Origin of the sequence: Microvirga sp. (genome assembly GCF_014699075.1) — a bacterium.
In the GTDB taxonomy this organism is placed as follows: domain Bacteria; phylum Pseudomonadota; class Alphaproteobacteria; order Rhizobiales; family Beijerinckiaceae; genus Microvirga.
The window spans coordinates 1-26,454 of sequence record NZ_JACXAB010000016.1; the positions used below are offsets into that span (position 1 = coordinate 1).

Annotated in this window: 24 protein-coding genes and 3 pseudogenes; 10 read left to right on the plus strand and 17 right to left on the minus strand. The window is 63.1% G+C overall.

Annotated features, from left to right (window positions below; all coding sequences use genetic code 11):
- Positions 1-102 precede the first annotated feature (102 nt).
- Entirely contained in the window at positions 103-426 is a 324-nt protein-coding gene (locus IC232_RS19030; RefSeq protein ID WP_190846538.1) for a DUF1971 domain-containing protein, read from the plus strand.
- A 211-nt stretch (positions 427-637) separates the two neighbouring features.
- Here IC232_RS19030 and IC232_RS19035 read toward each other — a convergent pair whose 3' ends face one another.
- From IC232_RS19035 to IC232_RS19055, 5 genes are all read right to left on the minus strand, one after another.
- Entirely contained in the window at positions 638-925 is a 288-nt protein-coding gene (locus IC232_RS19035) for a hypothetical protein (protein ID WP_190846539.1), read from the minus strand.
- Between the two features lie 115 nt (positions 926-1,040).
- Positions 1,041-1,592 carry a sigma-70 family RNA polymerase sigma factor gene (locus IC232_RS19040; protein ID WP_190846540.1) on the minus strand — a complete coding sequence of 184 codons (552 nt, stop codon included), beginning with the start codon at positions 1,590-1,592 and terminating at the stop codon, positions 1,041-1,043.
- Positions 1,589-1,807 carry a NepR family anti-sigma factor gene (locus tag IC232_RS19045; protein ID WP_190846541.1) on the minus strand — a complete coding sequence of 73 codons (219 nt, stop codon included), beginning with the start codon at positions 1,805-1,807 and terminating at the stop codon, positions 1,589-1,591. Before IC232_RS19045 ends, IC232_RS19040 begins: the two co-directional genes overlap by 4 nt.
- Before the next feature lie 69 nt (positions 1,808-1,876).
- A complete protein-coding gene (locus IC232_RS19050) occupies positions 1,877-2,059 on the minus strand; it encodes a hypothetical protein (RefSeq protein ID WP_190846542.1) in 183 nt (60 codons plus the stop codon).
- Positions 2,060-2,069: 10 nt separating this feature from the next.
- The gene (locus IC232_RS19055) at positions 2,070-2,318 is read right to left on the minus strand and encodes a DUF6894 family protein (RefSeq protein ID WP_190846543.1); all 249 of its coding nucleotides are present in this window, start codon (positions 2,316-2,318) and stop codon (positions 2,070-2,072) included.
- 609 nt (positions 2,319-2,927) lie between these two features.
- Here IC232_RS19055 and IC232_RS19060 point away from each other — a divergent pair.
- A complete protein-coding gene (locus tag IC232_RS19060; protein ID WP_190846544.1) occupies positions 2,928-3,956 on the plus strand; it encodes an IS110 family transposase in 1,029 nt (342 codons plus the stop codon).
- A 481-nt stretch (positions 3,957-4,437) separates the two neighbouring features.
- On the opposite strand, the pseudogene IC232_RS19065 reads toward IC232_RS19060, so the two are convergent.
- Positions 4,438-7,413, minus strand: a pseudogene (locus IC232_RS19065) (Tn3 family transposase).
- Between the two features lie 248 nt (positions 7,414-7,661).
- Between IC232_RS19065 and IC232_RS19070 the strand changes: the two are divergent.
- A pseudogene (locus IC232_RS19070) lies at positions 7,662-7,859 on the plus strand (carboxymuconolactone decarboxylase family protein); the annotation flags it as partial.
- Positions 7,860-8,124: 265 nt separating this feature from the next.
- On the opposite strand, the gene IC232_RS19075 reads toward IC232_RS19070, so the two are convergent.
- Genes IC232_RS19075 through IC232_RS19085 form a run of 3 tightly spaced genes read right to left on the minus strand, consistent with a single transcriptional unit; the run spans position 8,125 to position 10,366 of the window.
- Positions 8,125-9,003: an MBL fold metallo-hydrolase gene (locus tag IC232_RS19075; protein ID WP_190846545.1), complete on the minus strand. Its 879-nt coding sequence runs from the start codon at positions 9,001-9,003 to the stop codon at positions 8,125-8,127.
- A gap of 12 nt (positions 9,004-9,015) precedes the next feature.
- Positions 9,016-9,975, minus strand: coding sequence for a tripartite tricarboxylate transporter substrate-binding protein (locus tag IC232_RS19080; RefSeq protein ID WP_190846546.1), 960 nt, complete (start codon positions 9,973-9,975; stop codon positions 9,016-9,018).
- A 10-nt stretch (positions 9,976-9,985) separates the two neighbouring features.
- Positions 9,986-10,366 (minus strand): hypothetical protein, encoded by a 381-nt coding sequence (locus tag IC232_RS19085; RefSeq protein WP_190846547.1) that lies wholly within the window; start codon positions 10,364-10,366, stop codon positions 9,986-9,988.
- A gap of 98 nt (positions 10,367-10,464) precedes the next feature.
- Here IC232_RS19085 and IC232_RS19090 point away from each other — a divergent pair, with 98 nt between their 5' ends.
- Positions 10,465-11,412, plus strand: coding sequence for a LysR family transcriptional regulator (locus tag IC232_RS19090; RefSeq protein WP_190846548.1), 948 nt, complete (start codon positions 10,465-10,467; stop codon positions 11,410-11,412).
- A gap of 327 nt (positions 11,413-11,739) precedes the next feature.
- Here the strand turns inward: IC232_RS19090 and IC232_RS19095 are convergent.
- Together IC232_RS19095 and IC232_RS19100 are read right to left on the minus strand one after the other, a co-directional pair.
- Positions 11,740-13,178, minus strand: a pseudogene (locus IC232_RS19095) (IS1182 family transposase).
- A 256-nt stretch (positions 13,179-13,434) separates the two neighbouring features.
- Positions 13,435-14,328 (minus strand): MBL fold metallo-hydrolase, encoded by an 894-nt coding sequence (locus tag IC232_RS19100; protein WP_190846549.1) that lies wholly within the window; start codon positions 14,326-14,328, stop codon positions 13,435-13,437.
- A 248-nt stretch (positions 14,329-14,576) separates the two neighbouring features.
- Here IC232_RS19100 and IC232_RS19105 point away from each other — a divergent pair, with 248 nt between their 5' ends.
- The gene (locus tag IC232_RS19105) at positions 14,577-15,548 is read left to right on the plus strand and encodes a GlxA family transcriptional regulator (protein WP_190846550.1); all 972 of its coding nucleotides are present in this window, start codon (positions 14,577-14,579) and stop codon (positions 15,546-15,548) included.
- Between the two features lie 360 nt (positions 15,549-15,908).
- Here IC232_RS19105 and IC232_RS19110 read toward each other — a convergent pair whose 3' ends face one another.
- The gene (locus IC232_RS19110; RefSeq protein ID WP_190846551.1) at positions 15,909-16,307 is read right to left on the minus strand and encodes a RidA family protein; all 399 of its coding nucleotides are present in this window, start codon (positions 16,305-16,307) and stop codon (positions 15,909-15,911) included.
- Positions 16,308-16,628: 321 nt separating this feature from the next.
- Between IC232_RS19110 and IC232_RS19115 the strand changes: the two genes are divergently transcribed.
- Entirely contained in the window at positions 16,629-16,817 is a 189-nt protein-coding gene (locus IC232_RS19115; protein ID WP_190846552.1) for a hypothetical protein, read from the plus strand.
- 241 nt (positions 16,818-17,058) lie between these two features.
- Positions 17,059-18,072 (plus strand): IS110 family transposase, encoded by a 1,014-nt coding sequence (locus tag IC232_RS19120; protein ID WP_190846553.1) that lies wholly within the window; start codon positions 17,059-17,061, stop codon positions 18,070-18,072.
- Positions 18,073-18,449: 377 nt separating this feature from the next.
- On the opposite strand, the gene IC232_RS19125 is transcribed toward IC232_RS19120, so the two are convergent.
- The gene (locus IC232_RS19125; RefSeq protein ID WP_190846554.1) at positions 18,450-19,349 is read right to left on the minus strand and encodes a GlxA family transcriptional regulator; all 900 of its coding nucleotides are present in this window, start codon (positions 19,347-19,349) and stop codon (positions 18,450-18,452) included.
- Between the two features lie 169 nt (positions 19,350-19,518).
- Here IC232_RS19125 and IC232_RS19130 point away from each other — a divergent pair, with 169 nt between their 5' ends.
- Positions 19,519-20,061 carry a cysteine hydrolase family protein gene (locus IC232_RS19130; protein WP_190846555.1) on the plus strand — a complete coding sequence of 181 codons (543 nt, stop codon included), beginning with the start codon at positions 19,519-19,521 and terminating at the stop codon, positions 20,059-20,061.
- A gap of 239 nt (positions 20,062-20,300) precedes the next feature.
- Here the strand turns inward: IC232_RS19130 and IC232_RS19135 are convergent, their stop codons facing one another.
- Positions 20,301-20,726 carry a MerR family transcriptional regulator gene (locus tag IC232_RS19135; protein ID WP_190846556.1) on the minus strand — a complete coding sequence of 142 codons (426 nt, stop codon included), beginning with the start codon at positions 20,724-20,726 and terminating at the stop codon, positions 20,301-20,303.
- Positions 20,727-20,786: 60 nt separating this feature from the next.
- Between IC232_RS19135 and IC232_RS19140 the strand changes: the two genes are divergently transcribed.
- Together IC232_RS19140 and IC232_RS19145 are read left to right on the plus strand one after the other, a co-directional pair.
- Positions 20,787-21,569: a glutaredoxin family protein gene (locus tag IC232_RS19140; RefSeq protein ID WP_190846557.1), complete on the plus strand. Its 783-nt coding sequence runs from the start codon at positions 20,787-20,789 to the stop codon at positions 21,567-21,569.
- 125 nt (positions 21,570-21,694) lie between these two features.
- A complete protein-coding gene (locus IC232_RS19145; RefSeq protein ID WP_190846558.1) occupies positions 21,695-23,191 on the plus strand; it encodes an MFS transporter in 1,497 nt (498 codons plus the stop codon).
- Between the two features lie 109 nt (positions 23,192-23,300).
- Here IC232_RS19145 and IC232_RS19150 read toward each other — a convergent pair whose 3' ends face one another.
- The 3 genes from IC232_RS19150 to IC232_RS19160 form a co-directional block, all read right to left on the minus strand.
- The gene (locus IC232_RS19150; protein WP_190846559.1) at positions 23,301-24,806 is read right to left on the minus strand and encodes a tripartite tricarboxylate transporter permease; all 1,506 of its coding nucleotides are present in this window, start codon (positions 24,804-24,806) and stop codon (positions 23,301-23,303) included.
- A complete protein-coding gene (locus IC232_RS19155; protein ID WP_190846560.1) occupies positions 24,806-25,474 on the minus strand; it encodes a tripartite tricarboxylate transporter TctB family protein in 669 nt (222 codons plus the stop codon). The genes IC232_RS19150 and IC232_RS19155 overlap by 1 nt, the downstream gene beginning before the upstream one ends.
- A gap of 332 nt (positions 25,475-25,806) precedes the next feature.
- The gene (locus IC232_RS19160) at positions 25,807-26,454 is read right to left on the minus strand and encodes an RraA family protein (RefSeq protein WP_190846561.1); all 648 of its coding nucleotides are present in this window, start codon (positions 26,452-26,454) and stop codon (positions 25,807-25,809) included.

Consider the following 26,454-nt stretch of genomic DNA (forward strand, 5'->3'; position numbering starts at 1 on the left):
CCCAAGGTCAGGCTACACCCCGCATTCCCTGACCATTCAGGCAGCATCTCAGATGATTGATCTCATTGAACGGGCTGGTCAGTTCCGAGACGGGAAATCCTCATGAGCGCGTCAGCAGCAGAACCGTATAAGCGAACCCCTGTGTTCGATGAGAATACCCTGCCCGCCGGACTGCGCAGGGAACATCGCACCAAGCCCGGTGTATGGGGCATCATCCGGGTGCTTGAAGGGCGATTGCGTTATCAGGTGCTCGATCCGGCCTCCGAGATGATCCTTGAACCTGGCCATCCCGGCGTCGTGCGGCCTGATGAGCCGCATCTCGTTGAGCCTCTTGGTCCCATGCGGATGCAGGTTGAGTTCTACAATCAGGTACCCGAGCTCTTTACTGGGGATTCGGGCTTGTTTCCCAAGTCGGGGCCGCCATAGACATGCTGATGCAGTCGGTGGGTGCCAAATTCATGAGAAAAGCCAATGTCTTCCCCTCGCACTTCCGTAATGTAAGGCGTTGGTCCGATTGCCGGGCCGGAGCAGACCCGAGGAAGAGCATGAGCACTTCAGAGGCTGCCTCCGATCCAAGCGTTCGCGAGAAGCCTCCATGCGGGTCCAGAGGTGAATACTGGCCATTCGGGAGGCGGTTCTACTCCTGCCAATGCTCCACGAGCCCGGAGCTGTTCGGACGCACCGTTACGCGGTAAGCGATGTCCTGCCCGGTGACGGCGGAGCTGGCTGGACCGCAGATGACCTTGAACGTCATGCCCCGGTCATCAGAGCCGACCTCCGTGACCCTCGTGGCCATGGGAAAGTCGAACCCGCTGTCCCTGACCCAGGAGGCGTATCGCTCCAGCAGTTGCAGGGACCAGACATCACTCTGGGCAGCGGAGATGCCCGGGAGGAGGACGGCGATAACTGCCACGGCTAAGCGCATCCGGACCACCTCTCTATACTCTGTATACTCTGTCGCACATCTGGAGGAGTAGGGTATCCGTGACCGTAATCTACGGCGCCTGCAAGCCTTTGGTCGATGAGCGGATCACGCCCGATCAGGATCCAGGTGTTCCCTGAACGGCGGCCTTGATCGCCGGATCAGGCTCAAACTCCTCTCCTTGCTCAACAGACAGCATCTGGGCGAGTCTGGATCGCGCCCGGTTGACCCGGCTCTTGATTGTGCCGACGGCCACGCCGCACACCCGGGCCGCCTCCTCATACGACAGCCCTTCGGCGCCAACCAGCAGCAGGGCCTCGCGCTGGTCGAGGGGGATCGCCGCCAGAGCTTTGCGGAAGTCCTCAAAGTCGAGACGGGATCCCTGCTCGGGTGGGACCGAGAGCCGGGCCGCATAGGACCCATCTGCGTCCTCGATCTCGCGCTGTCTCTTCCGGTACTCGGAATGAAAGAGGTTGCGCAGGATCGTGAACAGCCAGGCATTGAGGTTCGTACCGACCTCGAAGCGGTGGATGTTGGCCACAGCCCGCACGAGCGTCTCCTGGACGAGATCGTCCGCACGATCAGCATGGCCAGTGAGCGACATGGCAAAGGCGCGCAGGCTTGGAACAGTCGCCAGGATCTCGTCGTGCAGGCTCGGATCGAGCGTCAATGGAAAGTTCTCCGCGCGAGCCCCTGATCGAGGAGGGCCAGGAGCCGTTGCGGCACGGGCTCACGAAGGATGCTGTCGTAGTACTCGCGCAGCTCGTCCCCGAGCCAAATCAGTTCGGCAGGACCGAGTGTGCCGCTTGCAGGGGTGACATTGCAGCCCTCCGGCCATGCCAATTCCGAGAAGGTAATGCCGTCAGCCGCCTCGTCCTCGCTCATGGAAGCCTCGCCGTCAAAGCCTAGCCGTGCGAGCGAACGTATCAGCCTAAGGTAGGTTCCTTGCTCCCCCTACACTGACGCCCGCCAGGCCCTTGGGGAAGTGCAGAGCTTCTGCTGGAACCCTGCGCCGGCATGAGGATGGCCGAGGCCGGATGGTGCCTCATCGAGAGCGTCGGCATTGAACAGGCGCACCAGTGGCTCGTCCTCGACAATCAGGATCACGGGACGAGCATCGGACGAGTTCGTCGGCATGGCAGTGCCCCTACGCGTCAGCGAAGGTCTTCCGGCGAACCGTCATGGACACTGCGACAGACAGCACCGGCTCACCCTGTTCATCCCTGACCCGCACACAGATCTCAGGGCTGCGGCGCTTCGGGAGGCTCTCGTGGCCGATCTCGGAGGCAGCCTGAATGGCCATGACCTCAGCGGCATTCAGATCCTCCAGCTCGAGGCCTTCATCATCACGGGTGAAGCTGTCCCCGTCCAACACGTCAAAGTAAAAGCGACGCAACGCAATATCTCCTGTTTTACTTGGTACTTGCGAACCACAGGAGAAGCCGTTTGTTCACCAGAGACGATGAATAATCCGACCGTTTAATGTATGTTGGTTCAGGTACTTAACCTATGCTTTTATCCTGGCTCCACAACTCCCATACACAGGTCGAATGTGCCAAACACGTTGCGCGCCGTTCTGAACCCATGAACCATGAAGGTCCGGTAGTGGCACTCCTGAGACCTAAGCTCGAAGGCAGCAATCCTCGCGTAACCAGACGTTCCTCAAGGTCGGCGAATTTCACTGCCTGACCCACTGCGGACCATCGCGGGTTTGGAGCATATGCCCGGACCGAGTGCGTAACTTCATTGGAGTTGAATTTCCTACTCGGGACGGTGCATTCCCTTGAATGTACATTCAAGTATTTGCCAACTGGCTGAGACTCCCGTCAGAGCGGGCTAGACTGGATGTTTACAGGAGCAGAGCGGGCGTCCGGGAAATCGTCTTCCGAATACGCTCGGACGGAACTCCATCCGGCCCCATATATGATGGAGTGGACGGCGCCTGCTCTCGGCAGCGCCCTTCAGGTAGGGTGTTTGCCTCAGCGCCAGACAGGGAGCCGCTCCAATGCAAGTCACGACAGTAGGTCTCGATCTCGCCAAGCATGTGTTTCAGGTCCATGGCATCGATCAGAACGGACAAGTCCTCATTCGCCGTCAGCTCCGGCGAGGTGAGCTCATCGGCTTCTTCCGGTGCTTGCCGCCCTGCCTGATTGAGATGGAGGCGTGTTCCACCGCCCACTTCTGGGCACGAGAGCTGGCGGCCCTCGGGCACGAGGTCCGGCTCATGCCCGCAGCCTACGTAAAGCCTTATATCAAACGCGGCAAAAGCGACGCGCTTGATGCTGCGGGTACTTGCGAGGCCGTGACCCGCCCGACCATGCGCTATGTGGCCATCAAGAGCTCTGAGCAGCAGGCCGTGCTGATGCTCCACCGGACCCGCGAGCTGCTCGTGCGGCAGCGGACCATGCTGGTCAATGCTCTGCGTGGTCATCTGGCCGAATACGGCATCATTGCTCCCCAAGGGCTGCCGAGCGTTCCCAAGCTCAGGGAAATGGCCGAGAAGGCCCGAGGGGCAGCCGTGCCGGACCTGGCATGGCGGTGTGTGCGCCTGATCATCGCGCAACTCGAGGAGGCCCATGTCCGGATCACTGACGTTGAGCAGGAGATCCTGGTTTGGCATCGTACGAATGAGTTGAGCCAGCGCCTGGAGACGATCCCCGGCGTCGGCATCATCACGGCCAGCGCGCTTGCGGCCACCATTTCGGATCCGGGCTCCTTCCGCTCGGGCCGCCACCTAGCTGCCTGGATCGGCTTAGTGCCGCGACAGAGCGGGACTGGCGGCAAGGTACGGCTGGGGCACATCTCCAAACAAGGAGATCGATATCTGCGCCGGCTTCTGGTGCTCGGGGCCACGACACTCCTGCGGCATGCCCGCGGCAAAGCCTCAGCGGCTGCGGGATGGATCAACGCGCTATTGGCCCGTCGCCCGGCCAGCATCGTCAAGATTGCCATCGCCAACAAGCTGGCCCGGGTCGCTTGGGCCGTTTTGCGGGGCAACCAGGGTTATCGCGCTTCAACCACAGCGGCCGCATAAGCTGCTTCTGGAGCCGGATGAGAGGTTTGCAAGGTTGGTGGAGGTGGTGATGGTGTGATGACGGACCGGTTGAGCCGGGGATCAGACAAACCCGTGATAAGCCGTTGCGCTCTGACGCAGCATAAATGTTGGGGACCTGATCCGCGAACTTTATCAAGGCCCGCGGCCAGGTAGGCCGCATCACAAGGCCGGACACATGGCTGCCCACGACCAGATCGTCAAAACACCAAAATCCCCTTGCCACGCAGGCGCCGTCCACACAGGCCTTATCCGAAAATGTGCGCTCATGTACCCGGAAGGTCTCCAAATGGCACGCCTGAGACCAAAGCTCGAGAGCCGCAATCCTCATCGAACCGGACGTTCCGAAAACGCTCGGAATCTCGGTTCCTGACCCGCAACAGACCGGGGTCGGAACAAGAACTGCTTCCAAACACACGCTAAGTTAGAACGAACATAGAACCTCCATCTTCGTCCAGTCGGATCATGCGGCTTGAGCCAAGGGCTGCGGCAGGCGCAAGGGGCGGAATCCATCGATCAGCGAGGGCTGCTCGCCCCAGGCATAGGTGCCCGTGAGGTTGATGTGCTCCCAGCTCAGAGGCGACACATGCTTGAGCACCTCGGGTTGGATGATCCGCCCCTGCCGGCGGAGATGATCCACGGCGCGTCCGAGATAGACCGTGTTCCAATGAACAATGGCGCTCACGACCAGATTCAGCCCGGACGCTCGGAATGCTTGGCTCTCGAACGAGCGATCCCGGATTTCACCGCGCTCGTGGAAGAACACGGCCCGTTTCAGCTTGTGAGCTGCCTCACCCTTGTTCAGACCCGCCTGACAACGCCGGCGCAGCGCAGGGTCCGAGTACCACTCGATCATAAACAGGGTGCGTTCGAGGCGGCCGAGTTCGCGCAATGCCCGTGCGAGCTGGCTGGGATTGCGGGAGGCGGCCAACCGCTTGAGGATTGTCGAAGGCGCGACCGTCCGCGTATGTATCGAGGCCGCCAGATGCAGCAGGTCGTCCCAGTACTCCATGATCAGGCTGGTGTTGATCGGTACGCCGATATGATCCTAGAGTGCGGGGTAGGTCTCCGGCTTCTCGAACGTATGGAGCTTGCGGTCCTTGAGGTTGCGCAGCCTCGGCGCGAAGCGCCGACCCGTCAGAGCAAACAGACCAAAGACGTGGTCACTCGCGCCGCCCGTGTCCGTGAAGTGCTCCTGGATGTCGAGTTCCGTCTCATGATCGAACAGACCATCCAGCACGTAGGGAGCTTCGCTCTCAGTGGCGCTGATCGGCAGGATGCTGAAGTAGCCGTACTGGTCGGAGAGATGGCTGTAGAACTTCGACCCTGGTTCACTTCCGTAGTGCAGGTTGATGTCACTGCGCAGACCTGCGCGATCGCTGGCCTGGAAGAACTGGCCATCCGATGAGGCTGTGGACCCATCGCCCCAGAGAAGGGCGTGGGGATGCTGAGCATGTCTGTCGGTGATGCAAGCTTGCGCCAGCTTGTACGTCTCAGGCCGGGTATGGAAGATCCGCTTCCAGGCGATCTCCCGCGCGCTGATGCCTTTCGATGCTGCAGCCATGCGTTTGGCACCGAGATTGGTGGCGTCCGCCAGAACGCCGGCCAGCATCGCCGGGATGCTGGCCGGCGGCTCCTGAGTGCGGATGTGCGTGAACTGATCGGCAAACCCGGTCCAGGCATGCACCTCCATCAGGAGATCAGGCACCTCGACCAGCGGGTACATGTCGCCGAGTTCCCATTTCAGCTCCTCGGCCGCTGCCGGTACATCGCCGGGCAGGGGAGTGACGACGAGCTGTCCGGCCTCAAGCCGGACGCCCTCGAGCTTGCCATTGCGGGCGCGATAAGCGAGCCGCTTGAGGTTGAAGTCGAGAGTCTGACGCGCCTCGCTGAGATACGCCACGGCATCACCCTGAACGCCGAGACCGAGTTCGTCGGCTGCCTTCAGAGCTGCGAAGGCCGGCTTCGGCATCAGTTGTTCATCCAAGGGTCGGAAAGCGCGACTGCCCTCAACCCAGATATCACCAGAGCGCAACCGCTCCCTAAGCGCCGCCAGCGTCGCGATCTCGTACAGACGGCGATCCGGCTTGGCATCCGTGAAGATCAGCTTTCGGGCTTGGGCAGTAAGGTGGCCAACAGGCACTTGCTCCGGCAAGGTCCGGCGTCCGGCCGCGTTCAAGGTTTTGAGTGTCCCGATTGCGGCCATCAACGAGTCATGCCGCCGGGATGAGCGGAAAGTAAACGTCTCGAGGAAGCGCGCAGCATACTTGCGCACGGGGCCGTAGCGCTCTGCGGCCAGCACAAGCGGATCGGGATCGGCATCCCGCACCATCGCTTCGACTTCGGGTTGGGCCTGCAACAGGCGATGCCATCCGACTTCATCATCGAGAACATCGATGGCATTCCGGCCTGTATCGTTGGCGACAACGAGAGCCCGCAAGGTGTCGCGGAACAGGCGCAGCGCCTTGGTGGTCTCTTGCCGCGTGTCGGCGTATTTCTGCTTGCGGCGCGTGATGGCTCGCGCGAAGAGCCGGCCGATCAACTTGTTGAACATCGTGATGGCTTCATCGGTCAACCGCTCCCCGAGTGTGATCAGTTGCGCGACGATTGTCGCCCGCCGCCGATTGACGTTGAAGTCGGCCACGAGCCACGCCGGTGCCGCGTCACCCTCACGGACGATTTGGGTCCAGCGCTCAGAGTGGATCCGCTCACGCCGCTGCGGATCCATGGCCATGGAACGAACGAAGGCCAGACGCTCCATAAGGCCGATCAGATTGTCGGCACCGGGTGCATCGGGCGCGGTGCGCAGCCAGCTGAGCCGGGTCTGCTGGATCGCTGGATCGACCGTGAGAAGGGCATCAAGGCTGTCGAGCTGATCCGCCGACAATCCCTCCAGCAAGGCACCTTCGGCCCTCTGACGGGCAATGGCGCGTCCAGCGATGCCGATCGTTTCGAGTGCGCCGTCCGGCAACAGCAGGGCACCGCGTTCGCGGAATGCATTGACGACGGCAGTTGCAATCGGCAGTCCCTGATCTGTTGCCATGGCTGCATTGATCGCAGCTACCAGAGCCGCGCGCCGGTCCTCACGTGTCGCAGTCCGGACGCCCAGATACTGCGTCAGGCGGCGGCTGTGATCGAAACGGGTGTTGTAGCGACGCGAGTAGAGGGCAAAGACACCGGGGTCGACCTCCAGTTGCTCGGCCACATAGGCTACCATGGCGGCCGGCGGGCTTTCCTCGACCCCGAGGATCCGGCCAGGATAGCGCATGAGGCAGAGCTGGACCGCATAACCGAGCTGATTGTGGGACCGCCTCCGGACCTCAGCCTGGAGCCGATCCTGCGGCGACAAAGTGTAGTGGCGGATCAGGCTGGCCTCGTCGTCGGGAATGCCGAGCAGCGCTTGACGCTCCTCTGGGCTCAGAAGCTTCCGACGTGTCATCCCTCATCTCCACACTTGTTGCCCCACCGCTTTTGCGGTTCGGAGAAGGTGCGGGATGTTGCGGCTGGGTACAGCCGCTGCTTGGTCTGTCCACACGTTACGTTCTGAATAGCGTTACCGTGATAGCGTGGAGGACCTACCTGATCTTGGATGGTCAAAAGGGTAGGGGGCGCGTAGCCCGGACAGAGGCGAGTTCCGGGTCCGTTCTAGCTTAGCGTGTGTTTGGAAGCAGTTCTTGTTCCAACCCCCAGTACCGCGCCGCGCTCGCGTGGGCGGAGGAAGTCACGCTCGTCAGCGAGACGCACGCCTCCGACGAGGCCTACCCGGCCGCAAGCGCGGCCTTCGCGCCCAAGGATCTCGTGGACCTCACAATCACGATCGCGGCCATGAATGCGTTCAACCGGCTGGGCGCGCCCTTTCGGCTCCCGGTCAAGGCCAAGGCCTGATCCGCTTCTTCGCATCGTCACGGAACGGCCCCGGCGCCGTTCCGTTTCCACCATTCAGTACCCACCTCATGGCTGTGAGCATCGCGCTGCGAGACACTGGCCAATCCTTCAGTCCACACCTCACACCCGGCTACACAGACAGGACCAGCGTCCGCTGCAAGGCCGCTCAGACCCGAAAGTCGACAGTCCGCATTCCCCCGCTGAAGCGGACGCTCCCATAGAGCAGGGGATTGGCATAGAATAACCCAAATGGGACGACCAACTGTTACACAGCAAGTAAATCGCGGCCCGCGATCACAGTGCCTTCGAACGCCCTCCTTGGTGCGGCGAGCCACATCTCCTCAGTGATCGCAGGATCGTCGCCCGGGACGAAGTGGTTCAGCACCAGCGTTCCAACCTCGGCCCGAGCCGCAACGGCGCCGACCTGCTCTGTGGTGGTGTGACTGGCCAGCAGGTGCGCATATAATGCGGAGGCATTCGGCAATCCGGCGACCAACTTCGGCAGGCTCTCCACTCGCATGACCTCATGCACCAGCACATCCGCCCTCCGGGCCAACGCGACCAGCCCCGGGCACATGGCCGTATCGCCGGACAGGATGAGTGAACGGTGCTGGGTGTCCAACCGATACGCAAATGCATGCCGCAGGGGAGGGTGATGGACCTGCCCGGCTGTCACCCGGATGTTCGCTGTTTCCAGCACAACACTCGCTGCATCGATCTCGTGGATCCGAACGAGCTGCCGCGGATCGGAGCGTCCCTCATCCTCCATGCGCGTGGCGATTTCGAACCAGAGGGATGCAAAGAAGCCGTTGATCAGTGTCGCGAGCGGAGGCGGTCCAAATACGTCAATGGGTCGGCGAAGACCTCCGACCCAGGCTTGGTAGAGCAGTGGCCCGAGCTCCAGCGTATGATCGGAGTGATGATGTGTGATGAAGATCGCGTCGAGTTCATGAGGCTGCACTCCTGCCAACAGAAGCTGCCGTGTGGTGCCGTAGCCGCAGTCGACCAGATAGGCTGAGCCCTCGGAGAGGATCAGATTGGCCGGGTTGGACCGCAGGAGGCTCGGGCGTGGCCCACCCTTCGTGCCCAGAAGAATGAGCCTGTCCTCGGCCGGAGGATCGCATGGGGTTGCGTCGTGGAACATTGGCAGGTCCTCTCACTGCTGGTCGGGTGTAAAGCGAGCTGCCTTCACCGCCGGGGCCCACATTGCTGCATCCCGGTTCAGGATTTCGGCAAGCCGTGAACGGGATGTCCCGGTCGGTTCAAATCCCATAGCGATGATCCGCTCTTTCACCTGCTCCTTCTGCAAAGCAGCAGTGATGAGCTGATTGAACCGGTCAAGGACGTCCGCGGGTGTGCCACGGGGCGCAAAGACACCGTGCCAGCCTGCTCCGGCAATTGCGTAGCCTGCCTCCTGGAAAGTCGGAACACCCGCCAGAAAAGGCGAGCGTGAGGTGTTTGACGTCGCCAGGATCCGAATGCGCCCGGCCTTATGCAGCTCCAGCAGTTCCCCCGTGTTGGTGAAGACCATCGGGAGTTGGCCGGTGAGGAGGTCGTTGACGGCCGCCGACGTCCCCCGGTAGGGGACATGACGCAGGTCAAGACCTGTCTCACGGCCGAACAGCACGGCAAAGAAATGGGGGAGAGTGCCAGCCCCCGGCGTGCCGTAGTTGGCCCGTCCAGGATGAGCCTTGAGCCATTCTACCAAGCTGGACAGTGAGTCTGCCGGGATCTCAGCCCCCACGGCGACCGCAAAGTCAAATGTGGCCACCTGCGAGACCGGCTCAAAATCCTGAACAGGATTGTAGCCCAGCGCCGGGTAGACGTGCTGGTAGACGGCCATGGGAGCAATGGGGGTGAACAGGAGCGTGGCTCCATCAGGGGCGGCGCTTTTGACGGCCTGCACACCGACCCGTCCGGCTGCGCCCGTTTTGTTCTCGACTACGACCGCCCGGCCCAGGCCTGTCTCAAGTTCGTCGGCGATGACCCTGGAGAGAGCGTCCGTGGCGGAGCCGGCGGCGAATGGCATGACAAGCCGGACCGCTTCCGTTGCCGAGCCTCCGGAGGAGACCAGACCAGCAACCAGGGCGAGGACTGGGGCGAGCATCCGTTTCATGGGAACCTCTCTAGGATTGCCGCTGGCCCGACCATGAGGCGGTGGCTTGCCGCCGAGGCCAACGGTAGGAATAACGCGGCAGGCAGGAGAGCACCCGAGGCCAGAGATCCGACCTCAGAGCGGCACGCTTCCAGGCTGTGAGACCGACGATGGCCAGGCAGCAGATGGCGTTCACTGCGCTGATCAGGGTCAGCAAACCGTCCCCGAGGTTGACCGCCGCATGAGCCGCCGTCGTGCTGTTGGCCAGGAGGAAAATCGACCATGACGTGAACGAGATGCAGGACGCTCCGTGCTGGTCGCGCGCCACACGGATGATCTGGGGCACATAGGACCCCAGCCGCAGAAAGTTGCACGCCGAGAACGCCAGAAACGCAGCCTCGCCCAGGGTCATAGCCGCCTCCGCATCATTGATGTCGTGAGTGTCGCCGGATTGAGCTATAAAGAGAATTCGTATTCTGGAATGGGCCTATAACTTTTCGGAAGAGCCTCATGCGGTGGGACGAGCGCATTGGCCGGCGATTGCGGCTGCGGGACCTTCACACGCTGCAAGTGATCGCGGAGGCCGGGAGCATGGCCAAGGCCGCCGAGCGGCTGGCCGTGTCGCAGCCCGCTGTCTCGAAGGCCATTGCCGATCTGGAGCATACGCTCGGCGTGCCCGTGCTCGACCGGACGCCGAGAGGTGTCGAGGTGACCGCCTACGGGCGTGCCCTGCTGAGACATGGGGCCGCCGTGTTCGATGACCTGAGGCAGGGGCTCGCCGAGATCGAGTTCCTGCGGGATCCTACGCAAGGGGAGCTGAGGGTCGGCGCTCCCGAGCCCGTCACGCCAGTGCTGGCCGTCATCATCAACGAACTTCTCGCCCTGATGCCCAAGATCCGGTTTCAGGTGATGGTTGGCGACACGGCCGTGCTCTACGAGGCACTACGCGAGCGGCGGCTGGACGTGGCGCTCACGCGTATGCCGGAGCTGAGGGCCGACAGCGACCTTGAAATGGAAGTGCTGTTTGCGGACCCGCTTGTGGTAGCGGCGGGAGCACACAATCCATGGGCAAGACGCCAGTCAATCAACCTGGCCGATCTCATCGATCAGCCTTGGGTTCTTCCGCCTCCGGAGACGGTGCTCGGTCGATTCGGAGCCGAGATCTTTCGGGTGCGCGGTCTTGATCCGCCCCGCGCTGCTGTGGTGGCCCCCTCCCTTCAACTGCGGCTGAGCCTGATGAGCGGAGGTCCTCACCTGACGCTTCTTCCGAGAGCCATGTTGCGTTTTCCCGGTGCTCAACCTGCCATAGTCGCAATCCCGCTGGAGCTTCCTGAGACTGAACGCCCGGTGGGCTTGGTGAAGCTGCAAGGAAGGAGCATGAGCCCGGTGCTCGGGACGTTTGTTGCACGAGCACATGAGGTGACATCGCGGATGCTTACGAGCCCTGAATGCATTTGAGAGGAATGCGCGCAAAGCGGCACCACCCGAATGGTCAGATTACAAGTGGCTACAAGCAATCAGGCTTCCTAAGCCTGCAAGGGTTCAGGCCAGGTTGAAGCGTTGCATGCAAACTTCAGGGCAAGCTTGGACGTACTGTGAAGGTCAGGAATTGGCACTCCCCAGACCAAAGGGCTTGGTCCGCTTCAGCGGAGTAATGCCGACGTTCATTGAGAGGTCGGAAGGTGAAGGTCTGACCGAGGCCGTGTGGAAACGCGCTTGCTGAACAAGGATGCTGATCGCTGTTTTGCGAGAGCCATGATCGCGCGCATCGGTGGATGATGGGGTTCAGACCGCCAGAGCCTTCAGCAGGGGCCCGACACCCAGAATGCTGATCATCCGCTTCAGGTTGTAGGCCAGCACGTGCAGGCTCATCTCGGTTTTGACCTTCTCGAGCGTCTTCATCAGGAAGTGCGTACTGCCCATCCAGGCTTTGATGGTCCCAAACGGATGCTCCACCGTCTGCCGGCGAATGAGCATGGCCTCTGGCATGCGCTCCAGCCGGTCCTGCATGCGGTCGAGCACATCCTCGTGCTGCCAGCGCTTCACCCGCTTGTGCTTGTCCGGCGTGCATTGAGGCTTGAGGGCGCAACTCGGGCACGCGGTCAGGTTGCGGTAATGATCGATGGTGTCCCGGCGGTCTGAGCGCACCTTGCCCTTCGTCAGATGCTGACCCGCCGGGCAGGTGTAGTGGTCATGCTCGGCGTCATAGACGAAGTCCTGCCCGGTAAACAGACCGCGCTTGGTGTTGCCGGAGGTCAGCGTCTTGGGAACGCAGGGCAGCACGCCGGTTCCTTCGCAGGCCAGCACCTCGTCACCATTGAAATAGCCGCGATCGGCCAGCGCCGTGACCTCCTCGCACGCCATCACGTCTTGGGCATGCCGTCCCATCGCCAGCAGTTGGGTGCGGTCGTTGCCGACATTGGTCACCTCATGCGCCACGATGAGGTGGTGCTCGGCCTCCACCGCCATCTGCACATTGTAGCCGACAATGCCAGTGCCCTTGCCGCTGGTGGCCATTGAACGGGCATCCGGATCGGTGAGGGAGATCTGCTGGTCGGGCGCGGCCGCCACCTGCGGTCCCATCTCTCTGAGGGCCTGCATCTGCCGGCGCAGGCCTTCGATCTTCTCCTTCAGGCGGGCGGCCTTCGCCTCGGCCACATCGTTGTCCTGCCGGTCGGCCCGATCGAGCGCCGCCAGGTAGCGGACAATGCTGGCCTCGACCTGCTCGATGCGCTTGGCCACCTTGGCCACGGTGAAGTTCTTGTCCCGATTGTTGACGGCCTTGAACTTGGAGCCGTCGATGGCCACCACCGCCCGGGTGAACAGGTTGAGCTTGCGGCACAGCACGACAAACTGCGCGCAAGCCGCGCGGATGGCCGGGCCATTGTCGCGGCGGAAGTCGGCGATGGTCTTGAAGTCCGGCATCAAGCGGCCGGTCAGCCAGATCAGCTCGAGGTTGCGCTGGGTCTCGCGTTCCAGGCGGCGGCTGGACGGGACGCGGTTGAGGTAGCCGTAGATGTAGATCTTGAGCAGGGTGGCGGGATGATACGACGCCGGCCTGTTGCCTCCGGGACCACGCCGGCAAAGCCGAGGGCCACCAGATCCAGTTCGTCAACGAAGGCCTCGATGATGCGCACGGGATTGTCGGGCGCCACATAGTCGTCCAGGCACTCGGGAAGCAGGGTAGCCTGCCGGCGGTCTTCCCCTTCAACGAAACGCTTCATGCTGCCCTCCGTCGATCAAGAGCAGCCTACCAGATCAACGCGTTTCCACACAGCCTGGACCCAATCCAGACAATGCGACCGAGCCTTGCATTCTATCGGATCAACCAGTCATGTTGGAAAGGCTTCATGCTCGATGCCCGATAATGAGACCGCCGTTGTTAGGGCGCCCTACGCCTCAAGTACATGCACCCAGGCCGTGGGGTGGATGAACTCACGAGAGGGAGGGGGCCGGCTCGGCCGGGGCCGGCCCAATGGGTCAGAACTTCAGGATTTCGCCGTCGGCGGGGACCCGAACACGATCCTGCATGCCGTTCTGCTCAACGTATTCCAGCAGGTCCTTGCGGCTCAACGCCATGTGGTTGATTGCGTCCATGTGGACGGCGACGATGGCGGCGTTCGGTGCGGCCCTGTACGCGCGGAGGACATCGTCCTTGCTCATGATGATCGATCCAACAAAGCCAAGCATGCGAGCTTCGCCGGCGTTCAGGACGATCACGTCAGGCTTGAACTTGGCTAGGCTCTGCTCGACCTCGCTGCGCCAGATGGTGTCACCGGCGAGGTAGACGGTCGGCGAGTTGGGAGCCTGGAAGACGACACCCATGGCCGCGCCCAGACCTTCCGCCAACTGCCTGTTTGCGTACATCTCGTCCGTGCCGTGCTGTCCGCCTGTCTTCGTCACGCGCACGCCTTCGAATTCCGTGTTCTCGCCCAGGACGCGAACATCGGTGAAGCCCTGGGCGCGGATCATCTTGGCGTCAGCTTCGTTCTGCACGAACAGGGGGCTGCCCTTCGGCAACTGTTGATGCTTGTCACCGTCCCAGTGATCGAGGTGGGTGTGGGTCACGATCACCGCATCCACACCCTTCACGACATCCTCGACCGACATCGGAAGCTCGACCGTCGGGTTGCGCAGGTGGCTGCGGAAAGTCCCTTCGAACCCCGGATGGGCGCCCTTCTTCGCCAGGAACGGATCGACCAGGAAGGTCTTGCCTGCGTAGTCGATCTTCGTCGTGGCGTTGCGGATGTGCTGCATCTGCACGGATGCTGTGCCGGCCGTCGAGGTGGCCTGGGGGGCTGCGTGTGCCGATAAACTCGCGGCCCCAAGGGCCAGGGAAATCGCGATAGCACGTATGGTCGTCATTGGCCGCATGTTGCTGCTCCGGATACGAGGTTGATGGCGAGCAGCATTATGGACCAGTCGTGCCTTCGAACAGTGGCCTGTGTGACAACAAGCGATGTTTTTGGGCCAAGCCGCTTGGGCCGTGCATGGGCTCGCCCCGGTGGGATGGCACCGCGACTTCCGCTGGGCGCATCCCGAGAGCCTTTCGCCCGGCCTAGGCGCATTGACCCGAATGACCGCCATCGTTAGATATGGGCCATCCTTCCCTTGTGAGCGCCATGTCCTCATTACGCGTTGCCGTGCTCGCCTTTGATGGCGTGAGCCTGTTCCATTTGACGGTGCCTGGACTGGTTTTCGGCGCGAACTCCAGCCTGCCGGGCTTTCCGTCCTACGAGGTACGGTACTGCACCATGACCCCGGGAATGGTCAGCACCGACACGGGCCTTGAAATCCGGGTGCCGGACGGCCTTGATGCCTTGGCGAATGCCGATGTGATCATCGCGCCGGCGTGGAGCGATCCCGAGCTGCGGGCGCCGGAGGCCTTGACCGAAGCCCTACGCGAGGCCCATTCCCGCGGCAAACTCATCGTCGGCCTATGCCTTGGGGCCTTCGTGCTGGGCGATGCCGGTCTGCTGGAGGGCCGGCAGGCGACCACCCATTGGATGGCGCGCGAGGCCTTCGCGCGCCGCTTCCCCACGACGAACTTCCGCCCGGACGTGCTCTATGTCGGAGACGGCAACATCGTCACGTCGGCCGGGACCGTCGCGGCCATCGATTGCTGCCTGAACCTGATCCGGGAGCGCCACGGCGCCGATGTGGCCAATCGCACGGCGAGGATGCTGGTCACGCCACCGCACAGGCAGGGCGGGCAAGCGCAATACATCGAGAAGCCCGTTCCGCAGTTCCCGTGCGAAAGCAGGCTGCCTGGCGTGCTGGAGTGGGCGCTGGAGCACCTGTCGGAGCCCCTGACCGTCGATACCCTGGCGGACGTCGCCCATATGAGCCGCCGCACCTTCACGAGGCGCTTCCGTGAGACCACGGGCACAACCCTGACCAAGTGGCTGAACGCCCAGCGTGTGACCAGGGCGCAGCAGTTGCTCGAGACCACCGAGCTGCCTGTCGAACACATCGTCCATGAAGTCGGCTTTGGCACGCCTCTGTCGATGCGGCAGCAGTTTGCGGCCCAACTGGGCACGTCCCCATCCGACTACCGACGCACGTTCTGCGACACCAGGCGCGCGAGCCTTTGACCGGGTGCGTTATCAATCCGGTGCATCGGACGTGTTGAAGCGCTGACGGTACTCGCTAGGCGTCAGCCCGGCGACCCTGGCAAACACCTTCCGAAAGGCTCCCGGATCGATCTACCCGGCCTGCCAGGCGACCTGCTCCACGGACAGCCCACTGAACTGCAACAGCTCTCGGGACGACGCCCGCGCTGAGGCGAACGCTGTTGATCGGCATTAGGAACGTCTCCCGCGATTTGCGCAGGCGTGCGATGACGATCCGGAGGGCTGCCGTCTGAAATCAGACCATGGAATCAGACCATTTCGTTGAGATTGAGCCTCCTTTTTTGCGGACTCCAGCGGCCTAGCCGATAGTATTCTGAGCGCTTAACCGCTCTTGCGGACGACCGCTATGACTTCAATCTCAACAAGCCATTCTGGAACCGCGAGGCTGCTGACGACAACGAAGGTGCTTGCCGGGTAATGCCCAATTGGCCCGAACACTCGCTCGCGCACACGGTTGATGGCGGGGCGATGCTCAAGACTTGTCGTGAATACCGTCGTCTTGCCGATCATATCGAGACCTGAGCCCGATTCCTCCAGCACTTGCTTCAGGTTCTCGTACACGACCTCGGTTTGCCTCTCAGCATCGCCGACACCGATGGTTTCGTCGTGCTCGTTCTTCGAGACCTGACCCGAAACAAAAAGGAGATCACCTAACCGAGCTACGTGGGAATATCCCACGGTTGGGTGCACGGATTTTGGGTTCAGCAAGGTGAAACTCATGATGATCTCCTTCGGGTGACCGAGGCAAAATGGCAGGTGATAGAGTGGTCCCGACCGGGCCAAGCCTTAGGGCTGAGGTCAGCGAGGCTACTGCACGAAGTCCAGCATGAATAGGTGACGTGCGGCAATCCCAGGCTTACAAAAGCTAGCAGCCGGTAGCCTATGCCCTAAAATCGGGATGATTTCGATTTGGTGTTGCGCAAGCGCGGTGCCCGTAAGCAACTCGGGTTTGCGGTGCAATTCTGCCTACTCCGGCATTCTGGGTTCGGGCTTGAACAATCGTGCGGAGAACAGTCACCAGCCGAAAGAGATCGGGCCGAAATGCGTAACCGTTCGCACGGTGCGGCCGCTTCGCCGACGGTATCGTGCATCGCGTCCTTGAAGTCGGTGAGGAGACAGCGGGCTTGGTCGGCGAGCGGAGCCGGGATGCTGCTGATCGCAGCTATCATCGTGATCGCGTCCATCGCCACCCGGCGGACGCAAGGTGCAGCAACCGGAGCCGTCGCTTGATGTGCAATGAGGACCTTCCGGAACTCCGCTCTAAGGGCTGCTACTGGCAGATAGTGTTGAAAAACTCCGCAACTGCCGTTTTTCGCGTGACCAGCATACAAGATACTGGGCCCGATCTGGCACACTGGCGCTAGTAATAGACCGACGAAGCAGCGCCCGAGAGTTTTTCAACATTGGGTAATGGGGCGGCTCTCCCTGGATGCCAATAACATCGGCGGGCCACGTGCACAGGAGAGCAGCCATGGACTACTACGCTGGTTTAGATGTCTCGATGACTGAGACCCACATCTGTGTGGTCGAGCGGGACGGAGCTGTCATTCTGGAGGCAAAAGCCTCCAGCACCCCAGAGGCCATTGCCACCGTGCTGGAGACAGCGCCCGCCTGCGCAAAGATCGTGCTCGAGACCGGCCGCATGGCGCCGATGCTCTTCCATGGCCTTGCCGCCCTCGGGCTGCCGGTGATCTGCATCGAGAGCCGGCAGGCCTACCAGGCCCTCAAATCTCTGGCGACGCACAAGACCGACCGCAACGATGCTCGCGGGCTGGCCCACTTGGCTCGCACCGGCTTCTTCAAGCCCGTACACGTCAAATCGCTGCCGGCTCATGCGGTGCGTGCCCTGATCATCGCTCGCAAGAAGCTGGTCGGTCAGCGCGTCACCCTGGAGAACCAGATCCGTGGCCTGGCTGTCGTGTTCGGAGTCCGCTTGCCGCGCGGGTTGAGCCCGCGCTTTACCGAGCAGGTGATCCAAGCCAGCCAGGGAATCGCAGGTCTATCCAGCGCCATGCAGAGCCTGCTCGCCGCGCGCAAGGCCGTTCTGGAAGCGGTCGTGGCGATCGACCATGACATGCGGCGGCTAGCCCGTTCGTCTCAGGCCTGCCAGCGGCTGATGACCATCCCGGGTGTGGGCCAACTGACAGCGCTGGCCTTTGTCGCCACCATCGATGCACCGGAGCGCTTCCGCCGATCGCGGGATGTGGGAGCCTATCTCGGCCTCGTGCCGCGGCGTTTCCAGTCGGGCGAGATCGACTATGTCGGCAGCATCTCCAAGTGTGGTGACCGGCGGGTGCGGACCCTGTTGTATGAGGCCGCCAACGTAATGCTCACGCGCTACCGCGGGGCCTTGGCTCTCAAGGAGTGGGCGCTGGGGATTGCCCGGCGCTCGACGATGAGGAAGGCGCGCGTGGCGCTGGCCCGCCGGTTGGCGATCATCATGCATGCCATGCTCCGGCACGGCACCACCTTCCAGGCAGCTTAGGAGGAGCAACGGAAACAGGTCGAGACGAGCTCCCGAGCGGAGCCACGCCCAAGGGAGGGTGTGGAAGACGACGCCGATTTTGTCGCATGCGGCCTGTGCCAAAGGTCGACTGCGGTTTCAACCAAGTCGCTCCACTCCATCTGACCCCATCAAGTGCCCTGGAGCACGCAGAGAACGCAGAAACCCTTTGGGATCGCAAAACCGCTCAGGACTGGAGGGCTGCCCCTTGACCCATTAGAGAACAAAATCGGCACATCCCAGAAGTAGACTGAATGTCGGCTTCGGGTGGGAACGCCGGACGCTCCTGAAGGGTAGGGGATCGTCAATGCGTCACCCCAAGCTGACTTTCCGGTGAGCAACGTCACGATTGGAGATCGTCAGACGCTGAAGCGTTGACGGTACTCTTGTGGTGTCAGGCCGACGATCCGGCCAAAGACCTTCCGAAAGGCGCTCGGGTCCGTATAACCGACCTCCCAGGCGATCCTTTCTACGGGTGACTTCGTGAACTGCAACAGCTCACGGGCTTTTCCGACGCGAAGGCGCTGGATGTATTCGCTGGTCGTCAGCCCCGTCGCCTTCTGGAACCGCCGGATCAAGGTCCGTTGCTCCAGCCCGGCCTGAACAGCCAAGGCGGCCAGGTTCGCTTCCTTGCCCTCGGTCGCCTGGAGCCAGTGCTGGACCTTCAGGATGGCGGCATCGCCGTGATTGAGCTTCGGCGCAAATGCGCTGTAGTAGCTCTGCTCTCGGCCTGGCGGGTCAACCAGGAACGTGCGGGCGGTCTCGACCATGATCGTCGGCCCGAGGAACCTGTCGACAAGCTTCAGGCTCAGGTCGATCCACGCCATCACCCCTCCGGCCGTGATGATGTCCCCGTCATCAATGATGAGCCTATCGGTGTCGACCTTGGTGCCAGGAAACCGGGACAGGAGCTGCTCCTCGTACGACCAATGCGTCGTCACCGTCCTGCCGATCGTCAGTCCGGTCTCGCAAAGCAGGAAGGCACCCTTGCAGACGGATCCGAGGGAGGTGCCTTGCGCATGCTGACCCTTGAGCCATTCAGCCCACTGCGCCGCCATCTCCCGGGACAGCGGCTGACCCAGTCCGGGCGGAATGACGAGGATGGACGGGTTTCCCGAAGCACCTGGAACGGTGTCGAAGACTCGAACCGGCTCCCCGGCTCCGTCCTGCCATTCCCAGTGGCTGACCCGCAGGAGCGGACGGTCGCTGCTCTGCTTCCCTCTCGCAAGTTCCTCGGCATAGGTGAGAAGATCGGTCATGCCCAGAGCCGCGGCCGTCTGCGAACCCGGGTACAGGATGATCCCGATTTCCGGTGCGCTTTGGGATATTGGCAATATCGCCTCGGAGTTTGTCGTTATCGCCAATTATATCGTGCAACGGGGCGCGGTATCCAGGGTTCACGTTCAACGACAACAAAGGAAGTAATCCATGAGCAAGCGCGCGATCATCGTCGTCGACCTTCAGAACGAGTACCTCCCGTCGGGCAAGCTGCCCCTCGTCGGGATCGATGAGGCCGCCGCCAATGCGGCCAAGGTCATCCAGGCGGCCCGCTCCGCCGGAGACAAGGTCATCCATATCCGCCACGAGAGCCCAACCGATGTGCCGTTCTTCGTGCCCGGCACCGATGGCGTCGAGATCATCCCGACCGTCGCGCCCGCCGAGGGCGAACTGGTGATCACCAAGAACTATCCCAACTCCTTCCGTGAGACCAAGCTGAAGCAGGCCTTGGACGAAGAAGGCATCAAGGATGTCGTTGTCGTGGGCGCGATGAGCCACATGTGCATCGATGCGACGAGCCGCGCGGCCGCCGATCTCGGCTATGCGACGACCATCGTCGAAGACGCCTGCGCCACGCGCGACCTGGAGTTCAACGGCAAGACGGTTCCGGCCGCGCAGGTCCATGCTGCCTACATGTCCGCCCTGGCGTTCGCCTATGGCAAGGTCGTCACGACCGATGACCTGACCGCCTGATCCGACTGTCCCATCAAACCGGATAGCGCGCCAGCCCGGCCTCGCGGTCAGGCTGGTGCGCTATTGCCATTCAAGGATGGGCATCGTGAGGATTTTGACGCGGCACGCGTTGCGGTCGTTCGTGGAGAGGACTGGGTGCGGCGACCGTCTGCTCGTTCCAGCGATCACCCAAGCACTTAGCCTCCGAGGGTTTCTCTGAGTTCAGACGGCCGGCTTCTGTGGAATGGAGGCACCAGGGCTCACTGGGGTTCGAAAGCCGTGACGATGGGGCAGGGTCCGCCCGACACGTCATCGCACGCCCGCGCGAGCCGCGACAGCGCGTCCCGCGCTGCCTTCATCTCAGCAATCTTGGCATCCAGCGCGGCAATGCGCTCCCTCGCAAGCTCACGGGCACGGGTTCGGTCATCGATCGCATCCAGGGCGATCAGCTCGGCGATCTGCTCCAGCGTGAACCCTGCCGCCTGCGCGGAGCGGATGAACCGGAGCCGGCGGACATCCTGTTCGCCGTAGCGCCGGACACCGCTGCCGTGCCCCATGCTGCCAAGGCGTTCCGGCGTCTCCAGCAGCCCGCGTCGCTGGTAGTACCGCACGGTCTCGACGCCGACGCCGCCCGCCCGCGCCAGACCCGCGATTGTCAGCTCTCGCATCCCTTGACTCCGTACCATGGTACAGACCTTATATCAGGGGCAGCTTCAAGACCAACCCTCGAAATGAGAGCTGCCACAATGACTTCCACAGCCCAACCCCGCCAAGCCACGCTCTACCGCATGGTCATGGACCAACATGTCTGCCCCTATGGCCTAAAGGCCAGGGACCTTCTGCGCCGCCAGGGCTTCACGGTCGAGGACAAGTGGCTGACCTCGCGCGAGGCCACGGATGCCTTCAAGGCCGAGCATGGCGTTCAGACCACGCCGCAGACCTTCATCAATGGCGAGCGGATTGGCGGCTACGACGACCTGCGCCGCCATTTGGGCAAGACCGTCGCCGACCCGAAGGCCACCACCTACAAGCCTGTCATCGCCCTGTTCAGCATGACGGCTCTGATGGCGCTCGCCGTCAGTTATGCGGCGTACGGCAGCCCCTTCACCGTGCGTGCGGCCGAGTGGTTCATCGCCTTCAGCATGGCCGTGCTGGCGCTCCTGAAGCTCCAGAACGTCGAGAGCTTCGCCACCATGTTCCTGAACTACGACCTGCTGGCGAAGCGGTGGGTGCCTTACTCCTACATCTATCCCTTCGCCGAAGGCCTGGCTGGTGTGTTGATGATCGCCGGTGCGCTGACCTGGCTGTCGGTGCCGGTCTCCCTGTTCATCGGGACCGTGGGTGCCGTGTCGGTGTTCAAGGCGGTCTACATCGACAAGCGCGAGCTGAAGTGCGCCTGCGTCGGCGGGTCGAGCAACGTCCCGCTCGGGTTCGTGTCGCTGACCGAGAACCTGATGATGATCGCCATGGCGGTGTGGATGGCGCTCGCGGCCCTTGGCCTGCCGTTCGGTACGGCCCACGCGATGTAGCCCTACGCGCGGTGCTTGACCTTACCATCGTTGGAAGACGTACGGCTCCTCCAACACCAGCGAAATGGCGCGCGGCGACGTAGCCCAACGCGCAAGATCTCATCCCCACCGTCGGGAGCTTATTGATGTCACCTACAACCTCCATGCATGCGGGCCAGTCCGCGACCCTGGGCAGCCGCGGACTTGGCCTGTCCCTGATCGTCATTGCGACGGCACAGTTGATGCTCGTCCTGGACGACACCATCGCCAACATCGCCCTGCCGAGCATTCAGCGCGAGCTCGATGTCTCGTCGGCCACGCTGCCGTGGATCATCAACGCCTACATCCTCGCCTTCGGCGGCCTGCTGCTGTTCGGCGGCCGGGTCGGCGACCTCTTCGGGCGGCGGCGGGTGTTCCGCATCGGCCTCGGCGTGTTCACGGTCGCCTCATTCCTCGGCGGGCTGGGGACCAGCGCAGAGCAGTTGATCGCCGCCCGCGGCCTGCAAGGCATCGGGGCCGCCCTGACCGCGCCCAACGCGCTCGCCCTGATCGCCACCACCTTCCCGGTGGGCAAGCCCCGCAACTCCGCCATGGCGGTCTACGGGGCTATGTCGGCCCTAGGGATCACCATCGGGGTGCTGCTCGGCGGGCTCCTGACAGGCCTGCTGAGCTGGCGCTGGGTCTTCTTCATCAACATCCCCATCGGCCTGGCGGTGCTTGCCGGCTCCGGGGTTCTGATCGAGGGCGAGCGCCACTCCAGCAAGCTCGACACGCCCGGTGCCCTCAGCGGGACCGGCGCGGTGATCGCGCTCACCTACGGCATCACCCATGCCGGTGAGCACGGTTGGGGCAATGCGGTGACCCTGGGCTCTTTCACCGTCGCCCTTGTCCTCGCCGTCCTCTTCCTGGCCCTTCAGGCCCGCGGCAAGCACCCGATGCTGCCGCTTAGACTCTTCCGCGACCGCAACCGCTCGGGCTCCTACACCAGCATGCTGTTCATCGGCGCCGGGCTGATGGGCACCTTCTATCTGCTGACGCTCTACCTTCAGCAGGTCCTGCTGTTCAGTCCCCTCTGGACCGGCGTGGCCTCGCTGCCCTTCAGCGCCGGCATCATCCTCGGGGCGGGCATCAGCTCCAAGCTGGTCGAGCGGCTTGCGCCGCGTCTCGTGGCCGGTCCAGGTCTCGTGGTTGCGGCTTTCGGCATGGCCTGGCTGTCGACGCTCACGGTGAACTCCTCGTACGCCATGCACATCCTGCCTGCGCTCTTCATCACCTCGTTCGGCTTGGGCATGGGCGCCGTGACGATGACGCTCACGGCCGTTCATGGCGTTGCCGAGGAGCGGGCCGGCGTGGCCTCGGCGCTCGTCAACATGGCGCAGCAGGTCGGGGCCGCGCTCGGGCTGGCGGTGCTGACGACGATCTCGCTCTCGGCGGCCAACGCACGCTTGCCCGGAGCCGCCATGGCCCTGCAAGACGGTCTCGCCGCTAACGACGCAGGCGCGGTGGCGAGGGAAGCGCTGACCTACGGCTACACCACGGGCTTCCTTACCGGGGCCGGGATGCTGCTGATCGCAGCCATCGTCGTGATCGCGGCCGTCACCACCCGGCGGACGCAAGGTGCGGCGGCCGGTGCCGTGGCTTGACGGGCAGGGCGGTTTGGGCGGGGCAGCGGCCCACCGCCCGGTGCGAGTTCCGCGAGGGCCCCTCTCGGGGCCTTCACCGTTCAGCATGCTTGAAAGCCTGCCGTTGATCTCAGTCCTCGAGGAAGACCTCCTCCCGGCCTTTGCTGACCGACGGCAGCAGGGCCACGAGGAGGACGACCGCTGCCACGAGAAGCAGGGCGGCGCTCACCGGATGACTGATGAAGGTCGTGATCTCCCCGCGCGAGATGATGAGCGCGCGCCTGAGGTTCTCTTCCATCAGCTTGCCGAGCACAAAGCCGAGCAGCAGTGGGGCCGGCTCGAAACCGAACTTGATCAGCATGTAGCCCACCAGACCGAACAGGCCGATGAACATCACATCGGTGGGCAGCGAGTTGATGGAATAGATGCCGATGCAGCAGAACATCAGGATGGCCGGGAACATCAGGCGATACGGCACCTTCAGTAGACGAACCCAGAGCCCCACCAAAGGGAGGTTGATGATCAGCAGCATCAGGTTGCCCACCCACATCGAGGCGATCATGCCCCAGAACAGAGTCGGGTTCTTGGTCATCACCTGCGGGCCCGGGATGATGCCGTGGATGGTCATGGCGCCGACCATCAGGGCCATCACGGCATTCGGCGGAATGCCTAAGGTCAGCAGCGGGATGAAGGAGGTCTGTGCGCCGGCATTGTTGGCGCTTTCCGGTCCTGCCACACCCTCGATGGCGCCGCGGCCGAAGCGCTTGGGGTCCTTGGCGAGCTTCTTCTCGACTGTATAAGCCGCGAACGGCCCCAGCACGGCGCCGTTGCCCGGCAGAATGCCCAGGATCGCGCCGATCAGCGTGCCGCGCAGCACCGGCTTGTAGGACTGCTTGAAGTCATCCCTGTTCGGCAGAAGCCGGCCGATCGCCTGGCGCACCACGTCCCGGTGCTCGGTATGGTCGAGATTACGCATGATCTCGGCGATGCCGAAGATGCCCATGGCGAGCACGGCGAAGTCGATGCCGTCCGCCAGGAACGGCAGGCCGAAGGTCATGCGCTCCTCGCCGGTCTCAAGGTCCGTGCCGACGGTGGAGAGCAGAACGCCCAGCAGGATCATGGCCACGGCTTTCAGGATCGAGCCGCGCGCCAGCACCACGGCGATGACGAGGCCCATGACCATAAGCGAGAAGTACTCCGCCGGGCCGAACACCAGGGCGAGCCGCGTGAGCGGGCCACCCAGTGCCGCAATCACGAGGGTCGCCACCGTACCGGCAAAGAACGAGCCGATGGCTGCGATGCCGAGGGCTACGCCGGCGCGGCCCTGGCGGGCCATCTGGTGGCCGTCGAGCGTGGTGACCACGGAGGTGGACTCGCCCGGGATGTTGACCAGGATCGCCGTGGTCGAGCTGCCATACTGCGCGCCGTAATAGATGCCGGCCAGCATGATCAGCGCGCCGGTGGGATCGAGCCCGAAGGTGATCGGCAGCAGCATGGCGATGGTGGCGATGGGACCCACACCCGGCAGCACGCCGATCAGGGTGCCCACCAAGCAGCCGAGGAAGGCCAGTCCGAGATTGATCGGAGTGAGCGCAACGCCGAAGCCGAGGCTCAGGTTGGAGAACAGGTCGCCCATCAGATCCTCCTGGAGTGGCCGGTGACATCCACCGACCTGGCGTGACGACGAGGGGAGAAGACCAGCATGAGCAGTCCGCTGCCGGCCATCATGGCGGCGGTGGCCCGCAGCACCGCCTTCTGCGACCAGTCGGCGGGGAACAGGCCCGTGAGCGCCTGCGGGAAGATCGGGATCGGCAGGTTGAGGAGGTCGCCGAACAGCACCATGCAGAACGGCGTGAGCAGGAGCGCCAGGATGGCGAGCTCGCGCAGGCGCGCCTCGGGCGTGGCATGGCCGCCGATGATGATGGCGAGTGGACCCGCAATCACCATGCCAAGCCCCGGGGTTGCGAGCGGTCCGAACGAAAAGGGGCGGATCGTGATGGCAAAGGCCAGGATCGCCCCGATCACGAAGACAGGCCCGCGCAGGTTCCAGCGCTCCAGGCCATGGCCGTCCGTCGTGAAGCTCGTCCCGGCGAGGACAAGCCCGCAAAGGCCGACGCCGATGGCAAGCCAGCGCGGCAGCATGGCCGGCCCCATGGCATTCAGGGTGCCCTGGTCAAGATCTCGTGTCAGCCAGAGCGCTAGGGCCGCAAGCGCGACGAGCGTCAGTCCGGCAACAAGGCCCTGCGGCGAACGAACGGGTCTGGCCCGCGCCGGACGGGCGTCTCCTGACATCGCTTCGGACATGCTTCACCTCCCTTGGCGCACCGCATGGTGCGTCGGTTTCCGTCCCGGTTGGTTGAGCGCCTGCTTTTGCAGGTCTTGTGCAATCGCATCCCGCACGGACCTTCGGCGGCCCGAGGAAGCGTGTGGTGGGAGCAGGCACACCCGAGGTCGTCAGCGGCCGTTCGCTTGCTGAGGCCTATTCCCTTGTCATGTACCCGCTTCGTGCATGCCTCGGAAAACGGTGTCTCAAGTTCTGGCGTCGGTGATGGGGAACACCTGTCGTGCCGTGGCCGGAACCACTCGTCCGAGCATGGACCGAAGCAGAACCGATTGTTGCCGACGACGAGCGGTCGTCAGATACGGTTCTGCGCCGACTCCCTGATCCTGGCGCGGAGGGAGGCCTCGAACGCCTCCTGCTCGACGATCTTCGTGGCATGGGCAACGAGATCGTCGCGGGACACGACGATGATGCCGTCGCGGTCGCCGATGATCGCGTCTCCCGGATTGCACACGACGTTGCCGCAGGCCACGGGTGCTCCGACGGTGCCGGGTCCCGTCTTTGAGGGACCCGCAGGATTGACGGCCCGGGCGAAGACGGGCAGGCCAAGTCCCTCGATCTCATCGACGTCGCGAACGGCACCATCGATCACGACAGCCGCGATGCCGCGTGCCAAGCAGATCTCGGCCAGCAGGTCGCCGAAGACCGCGCGGTTGACTTCGGAATTGCCGTTGATGACCAGGACGTCGCCCGGGACCGCGTCGTCGAGCGCACGATGGATGGTCAGGTTGTCGCCTTCGCGGGTCAGGATGGGGAGGATGGTGCCGTAAAACCGGGCGTTCCTCGTCATCGGACGGATGGCCGACGCCATCATGCCCATCCTGCGCTGGATGTCGCCGATCAGGGCAACCGGATACCGCGCAAGGGCCTCGATCCGGTCGAGCGGAGCCCGCGTCCAATCGGTCGTGACGCTGATGGATTCGGTGGATGCGTTGATGAACAT

Bases quoted from the DNA above. Each gene is read 5' to 3' on its own strand.
- IC232_RS19030 (WP_190846538.1), top strand. From the start codon at position 103: ATGAGCGCGTCAGCAGCAGAACCGTATAAGCGAACCCCTGTGTTCGAT.
- IC232_RS19035 (WP_190846539.1), bottom strand. From the start codon at position 925: ATGCGCTTAGCCGTGGCAGTTATCGCCGTCCTCCTCCCGGGCATCTCC.
- IC232_RS19045 (WP_190846541.1), bottom strand. From the start codon at position 1,807: ATGAGCGAGGACGAGGCGGCTGACGGCATTACCTTCTCGGAATTGGCA.
- IC232_RS19050 (WP_190846542.1), bottom strand. From the start codon at position 2,059: ATGCCGACGAACTCGTCCGATGCTCGTCCCGTGATCCTGATTGTCGAG.
- IC232_RS19060 (WP_190846544.1), top strand. From the start codon at position 2,928: ATGCAAGTCACGACAGTAGGTCTCGATCTCGCCAAGCATGTGTTTCAG.
- IC232_RS19075 (WP_190846545.1), bottom strand. From the start codon at position 9,003: ATGTTCCACGACGCAACCCCATGCGATCCTCCGGCCGAGGACAGGCTC.
- IC232_RS19080 (WP_190846546.1), bottom strand. From the start codon at position 9,975: ATGAAACGGATGCTCGCCCCAGTCCTCGCCCTGGTTGCTGGTCTGGTC.
- IC232_RS19085 (WP_190846547.1), bottom strand. From the start codon at position 10,366: ATGACCCTGGGCGAGGCTGCGTTTCTGGCGTTCTCGGCGTGCAACTTT.
- IC232_RS19090 (WP_190846548.1), top strand. From the start codon at position 10,465: ATGCGGTGGGACGAGCGCATTGGCCGGCGATTGCGGCTGCGGGACCTT.
- IC232_RS19100 (WP_190846549.1), bottom strand. From the start codon at position 14,328: ATGCGGCCAATGACGACCATACGTGCTATCGCGATTTCCCTGGCCCTT.
- IC232_RS19105 (WP_190846550.1), top strand. From the start codon at position 14,577: ATGTCCTCATTACGCGTTGCCGTGCTCGCCTTTGATGGCGTGAGCCTG.
- IC232_RS19110 (WP_190846551.1), bottom strand. From the start codon at position 16,307: ATGAGTTTCACCTTGCTGAACCCAAAATCCGTGCACCCAACCGTGGGA.
- IC232_RS19115 (WP_190846552.1), top strand. From the start codon at position 16,629: ATGCGTAACCGTTCGCACGGTGCGGCCGCTTCGCCGACGGTATCGTGC.
- IC232_RS19120 (WP_190846553.1), top strand. From the start codon at position 17,059: ATGGACTACTACGCTGGTTTAGATGTCTCGATGACTGAGACCCACATC.
- IC232_RS19125 (WP_190846554.1), bottom strand. From the start codon at position 19,349: ATGACCGATCTTCTCACCTATGCCGAGGAACTTGCGAGAGGGAAGCAG.
- IC232_RS19130 (WP_190846555.1), top strand. From the start codon at position 19,519: ATGAGCAAGCGCGCGATCATCGTCGTCGACCTTCAGAACGAGTACCTC.
- IC232_RS19135 (WP_190846556.1), bottom strand. From the start codon at position 20,726: ATGGTACGGAGTCAAGGGATGCGAGAGCTGACAATCGCGGGTCTGGCG.
- IC232_RS19140 (WP_190846557.1), top strand. From the start codon at position 20,787: ATGACTTCCACAGCCCAACCCCGCCAAGCCACGCTCTACCGCATGGTC.
- IC232_RS19145 (WP_190846558.1), top strand. From the start codon at position 21,695: ATGTCACCTACAACCTCCATGCATGCGGGCCAGTCCGCGACCCTGGGC.
- IC232_RS19150 (WP_190846559.1), bottom strand. From the start codon at position 24,806: ATGGGCGACCTGTTCTCCAACCTGAGCCTCGGCTTCGGCGTTGCGCTC.
- IC232_RS19155 (WP_190846560.1), bottom strand. From the start codon at position 25,474: ATGTCCGAAGCGATGTCAGGAGACGCCCGTCCGGCGCGGGCCAGACCC.
- IC232_RS19160 (WP_190846561.1), bottom strand. From the start codon at position 26,454: ATGTTCATCAACGCATCCACCGAATCCATCAGCGTCACGACCGATTGG.